Source organism: Plesiocystis pacifica SIR-1, assembly GCF_000170895.1.
Taxonomy (GTDB): domain Bacteria; phylum Myxococcota_A; class Polyangia; order Nannocystales; family Nannocystaceae; genus Plesiocystis; species Plesiocystis pacifica.
The window spans coordinates 1-15,559 of sequence record NZ_ABCS01000068.1 but is presented as its reverse complement, the minus strand read 5'-3'; the positions used below and the strand labels follow the sequence as shown (position 1 = coordinate 15,559).

Sequence of the window (15,559 nt, the reverse complement as noted above, 5' to 3'; positions counted from 1 at the left end):
GATACCGCGGTGCGTCCTCAGCCCTCTTTCCAGTCCTCGAGGGCGTTCTTGGCCTCTTCCTTGATGTCCTTGTTGGTGATCTTGGCGCTGCCCTCGACCGCCGTGGCGAAGGCCTTGACCTTGTCCATGTAGTCCGCCTTCTTCACGCCGTCGTCGCCGAGGTAGAGCACGGCGTCGACGACGTCCTCGTGGATCGTGCCGTCGGTGACCTGGGGCATGAGCGCGTCGATCATCCCGGGGATGACCGCGGCGCAGGTCTCGGCCTTGGCCTCGTCGTCCCCGATCTGCAGCTCGCCGAGGCCGTCGATGAGCTCGCCGGCGTCCTCTTGGGGGAAGAACTCGACGCTGTCGTCGTCGTCCTTGGGCACGGGCTGCTTGCTGAGCTCGGGGACGAGGGCGGCCGCGGCCTTGCACGCCTCGGCGTCGTAGTGCTCGAGGTCGAGGGCCTCGCCCGCGGCGTAGCTGCGGACGTCGAGGGCCGCCCCGCCCTTGGCGACGGCGACCAGCAGGCCCCCGCAGGCCTTGGCGTCGGCGCAGTCGCTGACGTGGGGGTAGAGCGTGTCGAACACGTCGTACTCGGTCACCTGGACCAGGGCGGCCTGGAGGTTGGGCAAGAACTTGCCGTAGAGCTTCTCGCTGTCGACGCCGGAGTTGATCGCGTAGGCAATCTCCTTGGCGACGGCCACGTTCTTCTCGGCGCCGAGGGCCGCGAGCATCGTCCCGATGAGCGCCTCGTCCTCCTCCCAGGTGTCTCCGAGCAGGTCGGCGGCTGCGAAGCGGACCACCTCCTTGTCGTCGCCGAGCAGGTTGATGAGCGTGCGGTCGACGGCCTTGGCGTCCTTCTCCTCCGCGGCGACGAGGGCGTCCGAGAACTTGTCGTAGCCCTCGCACTCGTCGATGTCCTCCTCCTCCATGTTGAGCTTGCAGGCCTCGAGGCCCGCGAGCGCGGCGAGGACCGTCTTGTCGTTGTCGGCGGCGCCGCGACCCTTGGGCACGGCTCCCGACACGGCAGCGGCGGGCTTGGCCTCGCCGCCGTCGGCCTTGGCCTCGCCGCCGTCGGCCTTGGCCTCGTCGCTCTTGGCCGCGCCGCCGTCGGCTTTGGCCTCGCCCTTCGCGGCTTCGTCCTTCTTGCCGCCACAAGCAGTCAGGCCGAGGGTGAGGACGAGGGAAGTGATGAGGGGGACGATCGTGGTGTGACGCATGGTATCGACTCGCCGGAATCCTTGATCGAGAGCGCCCCACCGACAATGCATCCACAGCGCAGTAAACGCACGCCAGGTTCACCGTGCACGGATGCACGACTCATGGCGAATCAGTCGTTCAACTCCTCCCCAAATGTACTCATTGAAGGTTCTGCTTTCAACATACTCAGACCTCGATGAAACCTCATTCCTCGGAGGTAAACCCGATAGACGGAGCTAGACGGATCGAGCGCTCGCGCAGCAGGGCAGCAGCCCGTCAACGCGAGCGAGCGACCACCGGCGGCTCCGCAGGGCCACGGCCGCGGCGATCATCGCAGGGGCCAGGGCTATCGTCAGCGCCACCAGGGCGAGCCCCCCGACGCTCGCCAGCGTCAAGACGGCGGCACGCCCGGCGCGCCCTCGCCTGCGTCGACGCGCGAACCGGCCCCGCAGCTCGGCCACCGAGCGCGGGTAGAGGGCCTCGAGCTCGGCCTGCGACAGGGCGTAGAGGTTGGCGCTCATCTCCCCCCGAAGGAAGGCGTCGACGGTCGCCCGCGGCATGGTCAGCAGCCCGATCGCAAAGCCAAACAGCGCGATGAGCCAGGCGTAGACGTGCCGGCCCGCGCCCCCGGAGCCCAGCTCCCACGCGCTGATCAGCGACTCGCCCCGCCAGCTCGTGGCGTAGCCCGTGAGCACGTGGTGGAGGTCGTGGACCTGGAGGGCCGTGGCCCGTGCCCGGGAGTTGGGTACGGCGTAGGGGATCGGGCCAAACATCGCCTCGTCCCAGGGCCGGGAGGCGCCGCCGTCGACACCAAAATCGTTGGCCGCGTAGTACGCCGCGCGGGCGTCGATGAGGGTCTGCACGCCAGGGAGGTTCGCCCCCTCGCGCAGCCCGTTACGCGGTCGAGTCTTGTCCTCGAGTCAGATGTTCAGTAAACATCAAAAGTGCGCTCCACGGCCGATCCTCCGGCGTCTGACGGCGTCTCCGGCACCTCTCCAGACGGAGAGGTCGAGCGCCCGTCAGACCGCGAGCGGGTCGCCTGCGTCGAGCTCCCGGCCCTGCCGCTGCAGCTGCTCTTGCTCGAGCACCCGGCGTGGCGGGAGCTGCCCGTGGCCATCGTCGAGTCCGACCGACCGCAGGCCAAGCTGCTGTGGGTCAACGAGCACGCCCGCGCCCGGCGGGTGCTCCCGGGCATGCGCTACGCCGCCGCGCGCAGCCTGGCCAGGGACCTGCGCGCGACGGTGTTCACCGCCGAGCGGATGGAGGCGGCCGTCGACGCCCTGTTTGCGATCCTGTTCGATTTTTCGCCGCGCATCGAGCCCGAGGCCGACGCCCCGGGCACGGTGTGGATTGATCCGGCGGGCATGACCTTGCTGTGGGGCGAGCTCGAGAGCTGGGCCCTCGCCGTCGAGGAGGCCCTCGCCCAGCGCGGCCTCGGGGCCGTGGTCGTCGTCGGCTTCCATCGCTTTCGGGCCCTGGCCATCGCCCGCGCCCACGCCCACCGGGCCAACCCCGACACCCGCGACCGCGAGGGGCCCCAGGCCTGGGTGCTCCGCGATCGCCGGGCCGAGGCGCGCATGGCCGCGTCGGTGCCCCTCGATCGCCTCGGCATCAGCCCGCGCCTGCGCGACGAGCTGGCCAGCCTCGGCGTGCGCAGCCTCGGCGAATTCATGGCTCTGCCCGCGGTCGAGCTGCGCGGGCGCTTGGGGGTCGAGGCCGAGGCCCTGCAGGCGAGGGCCAGCGAGGGCGCCTGGGCCCCCCTCGAGCCCCGCCGCCTCATCGACCCCCTGGTCCAGCGCACCGAGCTCGACCCGCCCGAGGGCGACGTCACCCGGCTCTTGTTTCGCATCGAGCCCGCCCTCAGCGAGCTGCTCTCGCGCCTGGCCGATCGCGGGGCCGCGCTCTCGGCCCTGCAGCTGCGCTTCGAGCTCGACCACGACGAGCCCCTGGCCCTGCGCCTCGAGCCCGCCGCGCCCACCCTCGACGCGCGCTTGCTGCTCGAGCTCGTGCGCCTGCGCCTCGACGCCCTCGACCTCCCCGCCCCCGTCGAGCTGTTCGTCCTCGAGCTCGAAGGGCAGCGCGCCGACCCCCGCCAGATCGCCCTGTTCCGCGCCCAGACCCGCCGGGACCTCGACGCGGCCAACCGCGCCCTGGCCCGCATCCGCGCCGCCCTCGGTCCCGAGTCCGTGACCCGAGCCGCGCTCTTGCCCGCCCACCTGCCCGAGGCCCGCTACCGCTGGGAGCCCGCGAGCGCCGTGCAGTTTCCGCTCAGCGATCGCATGGCCGTCGACGGCGAGCGCCCGCCCCAGCAGCGCCGCGTCCTCGCCAAACCTCGGCGCCTGCCCAACCGACCGCGGCGCGAGCCCGACGGATGGGTCATCGATCCCAGCCTCGGCCCCGTCGAGCGCCTGCACGGGCCGCACCGGGCCAGCGGCGGCTGGTGGGTGCGGGAGGTCTCACGGGACTACTACTACGCGCAGACGCGCAGCGGGGCGACGCTGTGGGTCTACTACGACCGGCCCCGGCGCGGCTGGTACCTGCACGGCTACCTCGACTGAGTTCTGTTTTGCCCCCACAGCCGCCCAGGACCGGGGACGCTTCGTCGCTCCGCTCCTCCTCTTTGGCTTGGTGGGCAATGAAGTTCGTGCCTTGGAGAAGGCTCGTGGTCGCCCCCGCTCGCGGGGGCGTGGATTCATTGACAATCTCTGAGCGCTGCTTTGCCCCCGCAAGCGTCTCGGGACCGGGGGCGCTTCGTCGCTCCGCTCCTCCGCTTTGGCTGGTGAGCAATGGCGTTCGTGCCTTCTAGTTGGCCCGTGGTCGCCCCCGCTCGCGGGGGCGTCATCTGCCGAGGGTGAAGACCACCTCAACCGCGGGTGCCTCGAACCGGGGGCGCTTCGTCGCTCTGCTCCTCCGCTCTGGTCGTGCGCTCCCCGACGGCAGCGTCGCCTGGAGCCGCGGCGAGGGCACGGAGGTGCTCGACGGCGACGGCGCGCTCCTCGAGCGTGTCGACCTCGAGACCGGCGAGACCCTGTGGGCTCGAGTCCACCAGCGCTTCACCCTCGCCGAGGGCGAGCAGTGCTCCGACGACACCTGCTCGGTCAGCTTCCTGACCGCTTCCCATGTCCGCCCCGCCGGCGGCTCCTGCTGTCCGGAGCGCACCCTTACCCAAGCGCGAGCTGCAGCAAACAGCCGCTGGTCATGGCGCTCACCGAGGCTGGCGAGGTCGAGTGGGCCCACCGCGTCGAAGTCTGTGGCCACGCCCACGACGCCGTCGAACGCAACGGTAGCGTCGAGTTCATGGGCGAGATGATCACCTACGGAGCCCACTACGAAGGCGGCGCGAGGCTCCACGGGTCCTGGCTGCGCCGCATCCTCCCCTGACATTCCCCGGCGTGGGTGCGCACACACGCAGGGAGCCGCGCCCGAGGCAGCGCCGCTCCCTCCGCGTTTAAGCCGTACACTGGGCCCGCCTCGGTGGCGGGCGCCGCCCGGCCAGGCAGGCCGCGGCAATGAAACGGCCCCCCCGCAGTTCCCCCTCCCCGCTCGCCCGCGAGCACACGACACGAACCATGCACACCCCACCCCGCCTCCACACCCTCTTGCTCTCCCTGCCCCTGCTCGCCGCCGTCGCCGGCTGCACCTCCGTCGACGAGGGCGAGCGCGCCGTCAAGCTCAAGTGGGGCAAGGCCATCGAGGTCGTCGAGCCCGGCATGCACTGGAACATCGCCCCGGGCCTCGACTACAAGAAAATCTCCATGCGCCGCGAGACCTTCGACGCCGAGGCCTCCGCGGTCAGCTCGGACCAGCAGCGCGTCGACACCTCGGTCACCGTCAACTACCAGGTCGAGGCCAGCTCCGTGCTCGAGGTCTACACCTCGATCGGCCCCGACACCGTCAAGTGGGAGCGCGAGCTCCGGCCCAAGATCATGGACGCGGTCAAGTCGACGACCGCCCACTACACGGTCTATGAGCTCATCTCCAAGCGCGACGAGGTCAAGAACGAGATCGAGAACGCGGTCATCGAGGCCGTGCCGCCGACCTTCACGATCAACTCGGTGCAGCTGACCAACTTCACCTTCAGCCAGGCCTACAACGACGCCATCGAGGCCAAGCAGGTCGCCGAGCAGGCCGCGCTGCGGGCCAAGAACGAGCTGGCCAAGAACCAGACCGAGGTCAAGAAGCTCGAGCAGCAGGCCGAGGCCGAGCGCAACGCCGCCGTGGTCCGGGCCGAGGGTGAGGCCAAGGCCCTCGAGATCCGCGGCAAGGCCTGGGCCGAGTACGTCGAGCTGCTCGGGCCCGACGGCGTGGCCGCGTCCCTGCGCCAGCAAGAGATCGAGAAGTGGGACGGGCGCGCGCCGCAGACCGTCGCGGGCGGGAACACCTCGCTGATGCTGCCCAGTGGCGGCGGGAACTAGCAGCCTGCGGGCTTCGACGGAGGGGCCTCGCAGCGCTGCGAAGCCCCTCCGTCCATTGTGCGCGCAGAGCTTCAGGACCCAAGATCCAGGTCGGAGCAATCCGTGCACGAGTGCAGCTCGGGGCCATGGACTGCGCTCGGGGCCATCCAGCGGTCCACATGTTTGGCGGACAAACAGTTTATTCTGAACGTGTAGACTCTGGGGTGTGTTTGTTGGGTGATAAACAGCATCAATAATCGCAGGCACTGAATGAAGGTGGTTTTCTGGTGCTGTACTAAAAAACCTGGTTTTCATCGCGACACGCCGATATTTAAGCATCATGAAAGCGCAACGCATATCCTCCCTGCTGGGGCTCTCCGCTACTTTGTGCATTTCAGCCTGCTCGTCAGGGGACGGCACGGATGAGTTTGGAGACACCTTCATCACCGCGAACGGCGACGAGGGGGCCTCGGACCTCGGGACCGAGGGCGACGACGACTCCGACGACGAGGCCGGGAGCGACGACTCCGGCGACACGACATCAGGGGGCGACGAGTCCGGCGGCGGGACCACCACCGACGGCGGCGGGGAAGAGTCCGGAGGCGGGACCACCACCGGGGGCGGAGAGGAGTCTGGCGGCGAGACCACGACCTCGGGGGGCGAGGAGTCCGGCGGCGGGACCACCACCGGGGGTGGCGAGGAGTCCGGAGGCGAGACCACGACCACTGGGGGCGGAGAGTCTGGCGGCGGTGGCGAAGCTTGCGGAAACGATCCGGGCTGGGGTCAGCTCGCGGTTGGTCAGCCGGTCAAGCACATCAGCGCGACCAACCACCTGGGTGAGCAGGACAACCTGTGCGAGTACGCGGGCAAGCCCATCGCCGTCGACGTGTCCGCGGTCTGGTGCGGGCCCTGCAACCAGGCCTCGGCCTTCCTCGCAGGCAGCGACCCCAACGATCCCTTCTCGGGCATGGGCCAGCAGCTCTCGAGCCTCATCGCCGACGGCACGATCTACTGGATCACCATCTTGGGGCAGGACGCATTTGGGGCGGATGCATCGGCCGCCGATGCCGCCGCCTGGGACGGGATGTACCACAATGTCAACATTCCCGTTTGGTCAGAGGACGACGTTCCCATGGCCTTGAACTACCTACAAATACAATGCTGGCCCTCGGTGTTCGTGATCGACGAGGACCTCGACTTCCTCGCCATCGAGGACTGCCAGACCTGGAACCAGCTCGGGGTCCTGATCGACTACGCCGGTTGAGCGCCGGGCACTCCAGTCTGCTCACGAGGGGGCGCGAGGTGGGCTCGGCGCTCGGGTCAGCGCCCGCGCGAGGGGGACGATGAGCTCTCGCGCGCTGCGCCTCGCGATGCGCTGACGCAGCGCGCGCCCGGGTCGGCCGTGGGCCTCGGCGTCGTCCTCGGTCCTCGCCAGGTACACGCCCGCGCCCTCGAGCCGGGCCACGCGACGCTCGAGGGCCGCGCGTAGCCGGGCTCGGCTCGCCCCGTCGCGGACGCCCTCGCGCAGCAGCCAGGCCAAGCTGTCCCAGGCCAGGGCGGCGTGGCGGCGCTCGTCGGCGGCGACGGTCTCGAGGGCCTCACGGGCGGCGGGATCGTCGACGAGCTGCGCCGCGACCCCGGCCTCGGCCGCGGCCACGGTCTCGCCGATGCAGCCCTCCTCGAACAGGCGCAGGGCCACGTCGACCGGGTCGACGCGGGGCTGTCCGCGCCCGAGGGGCAAGGGCCCAGGCTGCGCGACGGCGCCGTCGCGGGCCGCGAGCTCGAAGCACAGCCGCGCGTGCTCGACCTCGTCGCCAGCGGCCGCGAGCGCGCGCTGGACCAGCCGCGGCGGCGCGCCGAGGGCCATGAGCTCGAGCCCAGAGCGCGCGAAGGAGGCCACCGAGGCGTGCTCGACCAGGCCGTCGCGGAGCCACAGCTGGGCCCGCTCGGGCAGGGCGTCGAGCGAGCCCCCCTCCAGGCTCGCGACCACGGCCTCGCCCTCGATGACCCAGGGCCGACCGCCGATGCAGTACTGGTGATCCATCACCTGGACCTGACCCCCGTCGCCCCCGACCCAGGCCCGAGCGTGGGTCCCCCCCACCGCCGTGGGCACGAAGGCCATGCGCCCCGAGACCCACTGCGAGATCGAGTCGTGGATCGTCACCACGTCGCCCGAGCTCATCGCGACCTGTTGGCCTCCGATCGCCACGGGCTTGCCCTCGCCGTCGAGCTCGAAGGGGCTCCAGGTCCCGGAGTCCGCCTCGTCCGTATCGGGCATCTTGCGCAGCAAGAGCGCGTCACCGGCCAGCACCAAGACGGCGCGCCCCTCCACGGCCTCGCCCTCGCGGCGGCCGTAGTCAAAGCAAGAGCTGACGCCGAGGATGTCGGCCTCGGTGTCGACGGGCTCCCGGGTCCACGGCCCCTCGGGCGCGGGCGCGCTCCATGCCCGGCCACCATCCCCGACCACCCACACCCGATCCCCCACGCTCGCCGCGGCCCGCAGCCTGCCCCAGCCGCCCTCGGGCGCTCGGAGCTCGAACCAGGTCATGGCGCCGTCCGTGGACCCGCGCACGCTGCCGTCGCTCGCGAGGGCCACGAAGCGGTCCGCGAGCTCGGGCTCCGCCTCGAAGCGCGCGACGGCGATCAGATCTGCCTTCGTCCCCGCGCTGCGGGGGGTCCACGTCGCCCCGCGGTCCTCGGACACGAGCACGGTCCCGGCGTCGCCGACCGCCACCAAGCGCGTCGCGCTCCCGCTCGCCCCGCGCAGCGCGAGCTCGGTCGGCTGGGCGACGCGTTGGGCCCCGCCTCGCTCGATCACCGCCACGAGCCCGCGCGCGCCGACCACCACGGCCTGCGGAGCCTGGCCGGTCTCGGCGTAGGTATCGACGACCACGAGCGCGTGGATCCCCGCGTCGACCCCCAGGGCGTGACTGCGCGGCTCGGACCAGGGATCGGGGCAGCGGCTCAGCCACAGACAACCGGCGCTCATGGCCAAGGTCGTCCCCAGGCACGCGGCGGTCAGCAGTCGGAGCGAACGGTCGAGGGCAGCGCGGGAGCGATCCATCGTCGCCCCCCAGTGTCGTCTCTGACCTGCGCGCGACGCAACGAACACGCGAGCGCGGCCGGGCAGGCTCTTGCGCAGGCGTGCAAGGCCCGCGCGCGCCCGGTGTGAAACACCGATATCGAGCGTCGCAGCGCTCCCCGCCGTGCACGTGCACCGAGTCACGAACCGAGCGCGACGTGCCGTGGCCTTTTCCCGTAGATTCCCCGCGCAGCCCGACTGCCGGACGGTCATCGCCATGACGCTCCATCTCCACGGAATCGGCCACTTTCACCCCGCCAACGAGATCACCAACGCGTTCTTGGAGTCCCTCGAGATCGGGACCAGCGACGAGTGGATCCGCGAGCGCGTCGGCATCCTGACCCGCCGCACCGCCCTCCCCCTCGACTACATCCGCGAGACTCGCAACCGCAGCCTCGCGGCGGCCGTCGAGGCCTCGGACATGAGCATCGCGCAGATGGGCGCGGCCGCGGGTCGCCACGCCCTCGAGCGCGCCGGCGTGGCCGCGGCCGACGTCGGCATGGTCGTCGCCAGCAGCTGCGCCCCCGACTACATCGTGCCCGCGGAGGCCTGCCGGATCGCCGCCGAGCTCGGCGTCGAGGCCCCGGCCTACGACCTCAGCTCGGCGTGCACCGGGCTGTTCGCCAACCTCCACGCGCTCCAGCGCATGCGGCCCGAGACCTTGCCGCCCTACGTGCTGGTCGTCTGCGCCGAGGCCATGACCCGGACCATCGACTACTCCGACCGTTCGTCGGCCGTGCTGTGGGGCGACGCGTCCGTGGCCATGGTGGTGTCGACGCAGGTCGAAGGCCGCGCGCGCCTGCTCGAGACCACCCTCGACTCCGACCCCGCCGGCTACGACAAGGTCGTCGTCCCCCGCCTCGGCCACTTCACCCAGGAGGGGCGCAACGTCCAGATGTTCGGCATCCGCAAGAGCTCGATGATGCTGCGCGCGCTCCAACAGCGCTACGGCCGGCCCGGTCGACGCATGCACTTCGTCGGCCACCAGGCCAACCTGCGCATGCTCGAGGCCATCTGCCGCCAGTGCGGGATCACGGCCGAGGACCACCACTACAACGTCGACAGCTTCGGCAACACGGCCGGGGCGAGCGGCGCGACGGTGCTCTCCCAGCGCTGGGACGAGTGGGGCGACGGCGAAGACGTCGCGGCCCTCGGCGTGGGCGCGGGGCTGACCTGGGGCAGCTACCTGCTGCGCTTTGGCGCGGATCCAGATCCAGCTCCAGCCTGACGCCGCCCCTCAGAGCTGCTGGCTGCGGCGGACCTCGGCCATCTCGGCTTCGCTGAAGTTGGAGTAGACGAAGGCGAAGACCGTCAGCTCATGGACGAGGAAGTCAGCCTCGACGCGGGACAGGCCGCCCGCGGCGCTCCACCGCAAGTGACGCCCCTTGCGTCCGCTGATCTCCACCTCGCTGCGCTCGGGGGCGCCAAAGCGGCCGAGCGCGCTGATGCGATCCCGGGCGTTTTGCTCGATGAAGTCGTAGATCCACGACTCTTCCTGCAAGCCGTTGACGAAAGACAGGCTCCAGGCGGTGAGCTCGCGGCGCCCGCTCTTCCACACCTCGACGCGCTCGCTCCCGACCAACTCGCTTTGACTGAGCTCGAAGCCCGCCGGGATCTCGAAGCGCCGCCCGAACAAGCGATCGACGCGGGTCCGGCCGAGGGTCTCGACCGGCTCGAGGCGATCGTGGAAACGTAGGTTAGCCAGCGCGCGGGCCATCGCCTCGTCCTGCACCGCACCCGGGTTCGCCGTCCAGGCTTCCATGAGCACGTTTTGGCCGTGGTGGACCGCCACGAGCGTGGCGTAGCGAAACTCGACGCCGTTCACCCGACCGCTCGAGAGCCCACGCTGCACGGGGACCCCGTCGACGCTCGCCGTCGAGCGAGACACGAGCTCGCGGCCTTCGAGCTCCCTGTCGAGGATGTCCGCCGGGCTCGCGCCATCGGCCGCCCAGACCTCGAGGCTGACCATCACGCTGGCCTCGATGTTCTGGGCCTGGAGCACCGCGTCGGGGCGCTGCTCCCGAGCCGCGTCAAAGCTGTCCACCCCCCACATGCCCTGTGGACAGCGCCAGCTCAGATCGTTGGCGAAGTCGCGGAAGGTCCCGCCCCAGTAGCTGCGATCGGGCTCGAAGCGCCGCTGCTGGGCAGGCGTCTCACGCAGCGACCGCACGAGGCGCTCGCGCTCGTCGCCAGGGATGGACGTGAACGCAGCGTAGAGGGCCTCGACGCTCGGCCGGAGCTCATCGGCGAGCGGGACGGTGTACCAGGAGGAGACCTGGATGACAGCCGAGCCGTGGCTAAAGACCCCGTGCTGATACTCGAAGGGGTCCGAGCGGTAGGTCTGAAAGCTCACCGGGATCCCCGCTAGCTCGTGCGTCTGTCCCTCGCCCCTCGCTTCGCCGAACAGCTCCCCGCCGCGAGTGCGCAGAAAGCCCACCATCCCAGCCTGACCATCCGTCGAGACGGTCTCCGTCGTGATCGCCACGAAGGCGTCCTTGCCCAGGCTGAACACGACCTCCGAGTCGGGATGGATCCGCTCGCGCTGGCTGCCGACGAGGATGCCCCAGCCTTCGGGGGGCTCAATCTGCAAGCCGCTCACCCCGCTCTCAAAGCGCCCATCTCGCACGCGGGCCCCGACGCCGTCGTAGCGCTCGATGCGAGGCGCGATGATCTGGCGTCCGCGGACCTCACCGTCGAGGAAGGCAAAGGTGTCCTGGGACGAGTCGAGGTCCGAGGCCGGCTTGCTCGCCAGGGTCGATGACAAGACCTGGTAGACGTGATCTTGGCGGTAGTAGACCGTCGACTCGTAGCGGTAGGCGACTCCGCCGACCTCCGCCGTGAAGATGTGCTGTTTCCCGGGGACACCGCTCGTCTCGACGTCTCGCGACGACTCGATCACCTGCTTGGGGAACTTCTGCTGCCCCACGAACTCCGCCGCCGCCTCGAGCCCCATGTCCGGGGTCCGGGACACGATGACGATGCACAAGAGCCCGCTGTCGTGAAGCATCCCCGCCTCTGCGTCGGGGTTGAACTGTTTGACGTCAGCCTCGCCCAGGAGCTTCCAGCCTTCCCCCGGATGGTCGATGCGAAAGCCAAAGTCCACGTCGACAATGGGCTCCGTCGCGTCGTTCGTCGAGCTCGCGGTCACCCGCTTGGAGTTCGCCTGCGCCTCGGCCTCGACCGAGTTCGCGCGCTCGCAGCCCACGAGCGCGGCGAGGGCGAAGGCGACAACGGCCGCTCGTGGCAGACGGTGAAGGGATCTAGAGAAGACAGCAAGGGGAGCGGCCGGCATGTCGGCGCATGGTAGCGCGCGGAGCAACGCCCACCAGCCAAAGTGGAGGAGCGACCGACGAAGCGTCCCGGCGCCCAGACCCCCGGTCTTCATCCCCGCCAAATGACGCCCCCGCCTGCGGGGGCGACCCAATGCCCACGCCAAGGCACGAACTCCATTGCCCACCAGCCAAAGCGGAGGAGCGGACAGCGACGAAGCGCCCCCGGTCCCCAGACCCCCGGTCTTCATCCCCGCCAGCTGACGCCCCCGCCTGCGGGGGCGACCCAATGCCCACGCCAAGGCACGAACTCCATTGCCCACCAGCCAAAGCGGAGGAGCGGACAGCGACGAAGCGCCCCCGGTCCCCAGACCCCCCGGTCTTCATCCCCGCCAAATGACGCCCCCGCCTGCGGGGGCGACCCAATGCCCACGCCAAGGCACGAACTCCATTGCCCACCAGCCAAAGCGGAGGAGCGGACAGCGACGAAGCGCCCCCGGTCCCCAGACCCCTGCGGGGGCATCAAAAGAACACTCGCGCCTCGAGGTAGGCCGTCAGGGGCGAGAGCCCAAACTCGCTGCCCAGGTCGATGCTGCCCGTCATCGAGTCGACGCCCTGGAGGCCCTTGCCCCAGGGCACGAAGACCCCGAGGATGAGGTCGGACTCGTCGGCGACGCTGTAGATGAAGGACACGCCGGCCAGGCCCGAGCCGTCCGTCGCGCTGACCAGCACGGTCCCGCCCACGCGCAAGATCGGCAGGATCTCGAGGCCCCCGCCGACGCCGGCGTAGTGCTGCCCGAGGTAGGGCAGGTCGTCGCTGTAGCCCGCGAGGGCGCGCTCGAGGTAGCCGTCGGGGTCGTTCGCGCCGTCGGACGCGAACATGTACTCGGCCATCAAGTTGGCGTTTTGCCACGCGAAGGTCACCCCGAAGCCCGCGGCGGCGCGGCCGTAGATCGGGCGGTCGGCGTCGCCGTCCTCCGAGGGGTCGTGGCCGTCCCCGTCGGCGTCGGGGATGCCGACGTGGAACTCCCCGCGCAGGGTCAGCGGACCCGCCTCGCCCTGGAGCGAGCCGCCCGCGACCCAGCGCTGCGAGACCTTGCCGCCCAGGGCCGCCCACTCGAAGCCCGCGCCGACCACCGCGGCCCGGGTCAACAGGGCGCTGCGTGCCCAGGTCGGCCGGTTCGCGTCGGCGTTGTCCATGCCGAGCAGGTCGAGCTCGGGCTCGTAGCCCAGGGCCCCGACGAAGTCCCAGCTGCCCCGGGAGCCGATGCCCGCCGACAGGCGCAGGGCGTCGACGCCCGGCTTGTAGATGGTGTTGACCGCCGTCGCCGAAAAGGGCGCGAAGAAGTCGTTGGTCGTGAACATGGTCGTGACCGCGTAGGTCACCGGGAAGCGGCCGACGTCGACCTGGACCGGGCCGGCCTTGACCTTCATGGCCATGTAGTCGACGCCGAGCTGGCCGGCGATGGTCCCCGACTCCCAAAAGGTCCAGCCCAGGTAGGTCGTCCGGTAGGCGCTCTGGGTCGCGCCGGCGCTGGTGAACGAGCCCCCGAGGCCGCCCCCGCCGAAGCCCGCGGGGCCGCGGCTGAGCTCCATGAAGCCGTTGAAGTCGAAGCGCAGGTGCTCACCGACGTCGCCGCGGACGAGCAACCGACCCAGGGCGACGCCCAGGCCGTCGTCGCCGTTGGGGAAGAGCTCGGGGCTGTCGTCGAAGTGCATGTAGGCGCCGGTCAGGCGCAGGCTGCCGCCGACGTAGTCGCCAAAGCGGGGCTTCGCGGGGCCGGTGGGCTCGACAGGCGGCGCCGAGGGCCACGCGGGGACCTCGGCTTCGGTCTCGGTCTCAGCCTCGGCCGGGCCTTCGACGGTCGACGGAGCCTGCTCGGGACCGGACGACTCGGCCGGAGCTCCCCACCCGGCCGCCTCCCAGGCGCTGTTGCTGCCCTCCGACTCGGGCGCAGGTGGTGCGTCCTCAGCAGGCGCTTTTGCGTCGGGGACGACGACCGAATCCTCCTCGGCCGGAGCGCCCCACCCCGCCGCCTCCCAGGCCGCCGAGGTCTCGGAGTCCGCAGCTTCGACGGCGTCCTCCTCGGGCTCCGGCGCCGGCTCGGGGCCCAGCCCGATCGCCACCGCCAAGGCGCCGATCAACCCCACCGCCACGCTGCCTCCCGCCGCCATCCTCGACCCCTACTCCCGGCGCTCGTCCGACTCGACCTGGCCGTCGACCAGGGTCACGATCCGTCGCGCCCGGGCCATGACCCGCGGATCGTGGGTCGAGAAGATGAAGGTCACCCCGCGCTCTTTGTTGAGGGTCTCCATCACCGTCAGCAGCATCTCCGCGGTCTTCGAGTCGACGTTGGCCGTGGGCTCGTCGGCCAGCGTGACCACGGGATTGGACGCGATGGCGCGGGCGATGGCCACGCGCTGCTGCTGCCCGCCGGACAGCTCCGCCGGTCGGCGGTGCTCCATCCCCTTCAGACCCACGTCGGCGAGGAGCTGCATGACCCGCTGCTTGCGCTCGTCGGCCGGCACGCCCTGGAGGCGCACGACCATCTCGGCGTTCTCGTAGGCGGTCAGCACCGGGACCAGGTTGTAGGCCTGAAACACGAAGCCGATCTTGTCGCGCCTGAGGGTGCTCAGCTCCCCGGAGCTCATCGTCGCCAGGTCGCGGCCGCCGATCAGCGCCCGCCCCTTGCTCGGCTTGTCGAGGGCCCCGATGATGTTGAGCGCGGTGGTCTTGCCCGAGCCCGAGGGCCCGATCAGGGCCATGAACTCCCCGGGGTGGACCTTCAAATCGAGGCCGCGCAGGGCGTGAACCTCGACCTGCCCCTGGCGGTAGGTCTTGTGCACCCCATCGAGTTCGATGATGGGCGAGTCTTGGTCTGCTGGAGACATGCTGAATCCTTTGGCTGCTCAGACGATGCGGATGACCTCGACGGGGGACACTCGCCCGGCGCGATAGGCCGGGTAGAGCCCCGCCGTCAGGGTCGCGAACACGATGGCCCCGACGATGACGAAGGCGTGGGGGAGGTAGAGGTCGGCGTACATCACCGCAGGCATGGTCACGCCGGAGACCTGCGCGCCCTGGTCCCCGACGAACATGGAGGTGTCGAGGCCCGTGGTCGCCAGGTAGTAGTAGGGATAGGCGGTCAAGATGGCCCCCGCGATCAGCCCGCACACGGCCACCCACAGGCTCTCCCACACGATCAGCGTGAACAGCTGCGCGCGCGAGAAGCCGATCGCCGCGAGGATCCCGAACTCGCGCATCCGCTCCATCACCGACACGAACATGGTGTTGAAGATGCCCGCGGCGATCAGCACCATGATGATGCCCTGCATGACCGCGTTGCCGCCCTCCTCGAGCTGGATGTAGGTCGCCAGGTCGGGCATCGCCTCGGACCACGGCAAGACCGCGACGGCCTCGCCCCCGACTTGCTCTTGGAGGCGCGCGGCGATCTCGTCGGCGCGGTGGTGGTCCTCGACGTAGATCGCGACCTGGGTGGCCTCGTCGGCCTCGTAGCCCAAGATGGCGCGCAGGCTGCCGATGGGCATCAGGCAGGTCGCGCCGTCGATCTCGGGGGCGCCGGTCTCGATGATCCCGCTGACCCGCGCGAGCCCGTTGGCGATCTCGCCGT

12 protein-coding genes are annotated in these 15,559 nt (G+C 70.5%); 5 read left to right on the top strand and 7 right to left on the bottom strand.

Going from position 1 to position 15,559, the window contains the following annotated elements; all coding sequences use genetic code 11:
* Positions 1 to 17: 17 nt before the first annotated feature.
* Positions 18 to 1,202 carry a hypothetical protein gene (locus PPSIR1_RS27870; RefSeq protein WP_006974545.1) on the bottom strand — a complete coding sequence of 395 codons (1,185 nt, stop codon included), beginning with the start codon at positions 1,200 to 1,202 and terminating at the stop codon, positions 18 to 20.
* Between the two features lie 216 nt (positions 1,203 to 1,418).
* The gene (locus PPSIR1_RS27865) at positions 1,419 to 2,045 is read right to left on the bottom strand and encodes a hypothetical protein (protein WP_006974544.1); all 627 of its coding nucleotides are present in this window, start codon (positions 2,043 to 2,045) and stop codon (positions 1,419 to 1,421) included.
* An 81-nt stretch (positions 2,046 to 2,126) separates the two neighbouring features.
* On the opposite strand from PPSIR1_RS27865, the gene PPSIR1_RS27860 reads away from it, so the two are divergent.
* The 4 genes from PPSIR1_RS27860 (at position 2,127) to PPSIR1_RS27840 (ending at position 6,840) form a co-directional block, all read left to right on the top strand.
* On the top strand, positions 2,127 to 3,740 hold the full coding sequence (locus tag PPSIR1_RS27860) for a Y-family DNA polymerase (protein ID WP_006974543.1): 1,614 nt from the start codon (positions 2,127 to 2,129) through the stop codon (positions 3,738 to 3,740).
* A gap of 640 nt (positions 3,741 to 4,380) precedes the next feature.
* Positions 4,381 to 4,563, top strand: a complete 183-nt coding sequence (locus tag PPSIR1_RS27850; RefSeq protein WP_006974541.1) for a hypothetical protein — start codon at positions 4,381 to 4,383, stop codon at positions 4,561 to 4,563.
* Positions 4,564 to 4,751: 188 nt separating this feature from the next.
* On the top strand, positions 4,752 to 5,597 hold the full coding sequence (locus tag PPSIR1_RS27845) for a prohibitin family protein (RefSeq protein ID WP_006974540.1): 846 nt from the start codon (positions 4,752 to 4,754) through the stop codon (positions 5,595 to 5,597).
* A 319-nt stretch (positions 5,598 to 5,916) separates the two neighbouring features.
* Positions 5,917 to 6,840 (top strand): TlpA family protein disulfide reductase, encoded by a 924-nt coding sequence (locus PPSIR1_RS27840; protein ID WP_086001754.1) that lies wholly within the window; start codon positions 5,917 to 5,919, stop codon positions 6,838 to 6,840.
* A 21-nt stretch (positions 6,841 to 6,861) separates the two neighbouring features.
* Here PPSIR1_RS27840 and PPSIR1_RS43995 read toward each other — a convergent pair whose 3' ends face one another.
* On the bottom strand, positions 6,862 to 8,640 hold the full coding sequence (locus tag PPSIR1_RS43995; RefSeq protein WP_006974538.1) for a hypothetical protein: 1,779 nt from the start codon (positions 8,638 to 8,640) through the stop codon (positions 6,862 to 6,864).
* 235 nt (positions 8,641 to 8,875) lie between these two features.
* Between PPSIR1_RS43995 and PPSIR1_RS27830 the strand changes: the two genes are divergently transcribed.
* A complete protein-coding gene (locus PPSIR1_RS27830; protein WP_006974537.1) occupies positions 8,876 to 9,886 on the top strand; it encodes a ketoacyl-ACP synthase III in 1,011 nt (336 codons plus the stop codon).
* A gap of 9 nt (positions 9,887 to 9,895) precedes the next feature.
* On the opposite strand, the gene PPSIR1_RS27825 is transcribed toward PPSIR1_RS27830, so the two are convergent.
* The 4 genes from PPSIR1_RS27825 to PPSIR1_RS27810 all read right to left on the bottom strand — a co-directional run.
* Entirely contained in the window at positions 9,896 to 11,863 is a 1,968-nt protein-coding gene (locus tag PPSIR1_RS27825; RefSeq protein ID WP_006974536.1) for a hypothetical protein, read from the bottom strand.
* 586 nt (positions 11,864 to 12,449) lie between these two features.
* Positions 12,450 to 14,102 (bottom strand): hypothetical protein, encoded by a 1,653-nt coding sequence (locus PPSIR1_RS43990; RefSeq protein ID WP_157596051.1) that lies wholly within the window; start codon positions 14,100 to 14,102, stop codon positions 12,450 to 12,452.
* A gap of 9 nt (positions 14,103 to 14,111) precedes the next feature.
* Entirely contained in the window at positions 14,112 to 14,819 is a 708-nt protein-coding gene (locus tag PPSIR1_RS27815; RefSeq protein WP_045116882.1) for an ABC transporter ATP-binding protein, read from the bottom strand.
* An 18-nt stretch (positions 14,820 to 14,837) separates the two neighbouring features.
* Positions 14,838 to 15,559 (bottom strand): ABC transporter permease (locus tag PPSIR1_RS27810; protein ID WP_006974533.1); only part of this gene is annotated, 722 nt, incomplete at its 5' end.

What these genes read in the sequence shown, in the direction of transcription:
- PPSIR1_RS27870 (WP_006974545.1), bottom strand. Translation starts at nt 1,202, where the DNA reads ATGCGTCACACCACGATCGTCCCCCTCATCACTTCCCTCGTCCTCACC.
- PPSIR1_RS27850 (WP_006974541.1), top strand. Translation starts at nt 4,381, where the DNA reads ATGGCGCTCACCGAGGCTGGCGAGGTCGAGTGGGCCCACCGCGTCGAA.
- PPSIR1_RS27845 (WP_006974540.1), top strand. Translation starts at nt 4,752, where the DNA reads ATGCACACCCCACCCCGCCTCCACACCCTCTTGCTCTCCCTGCCCCTG.
- PPSIR1_RS27840 (WP_086001754.1), top strand. Translation starts at nt 5,917, where the DNA reads ATGAAAGCGCAACGCATATCCTCCCTGCTGGGGCTCTCCGCTACTTTG.
- PPSIR1_RS43995 (WP_006974538.1), bottom strand. Translation starts at nt 8,640, where the DNA reads ATGGATCGCTCCCGCGCTGCCCTCGACCGTTCGCTCCGACTGCTGACC.
- PPSIR1_RS27830 (WP_006974537.1), top strand. Translation starts at nt 8,876, where the DNA reads ATGACGCTCCATCTCCACGGAATCGGCCACTTTCACCCCGCCAACGAG.
- PPSIR1_RS43990 (WP_157596051.1), bottom strand. Translation starts at nt 14,102, where the DNA reads ATGGCGGCGGGAGGCAGCGTGGCGGTGGGGTTGATCGGCGCCTTGGCG.
- PPSIR1_RS27815 (WP_045116882.1), bottom strand. Translation starts at nt 14,819, where the DNA reads ATGTCTCCAGCAGACCAAGACTCGCCCATCATCGAACTCGATGGGGTG.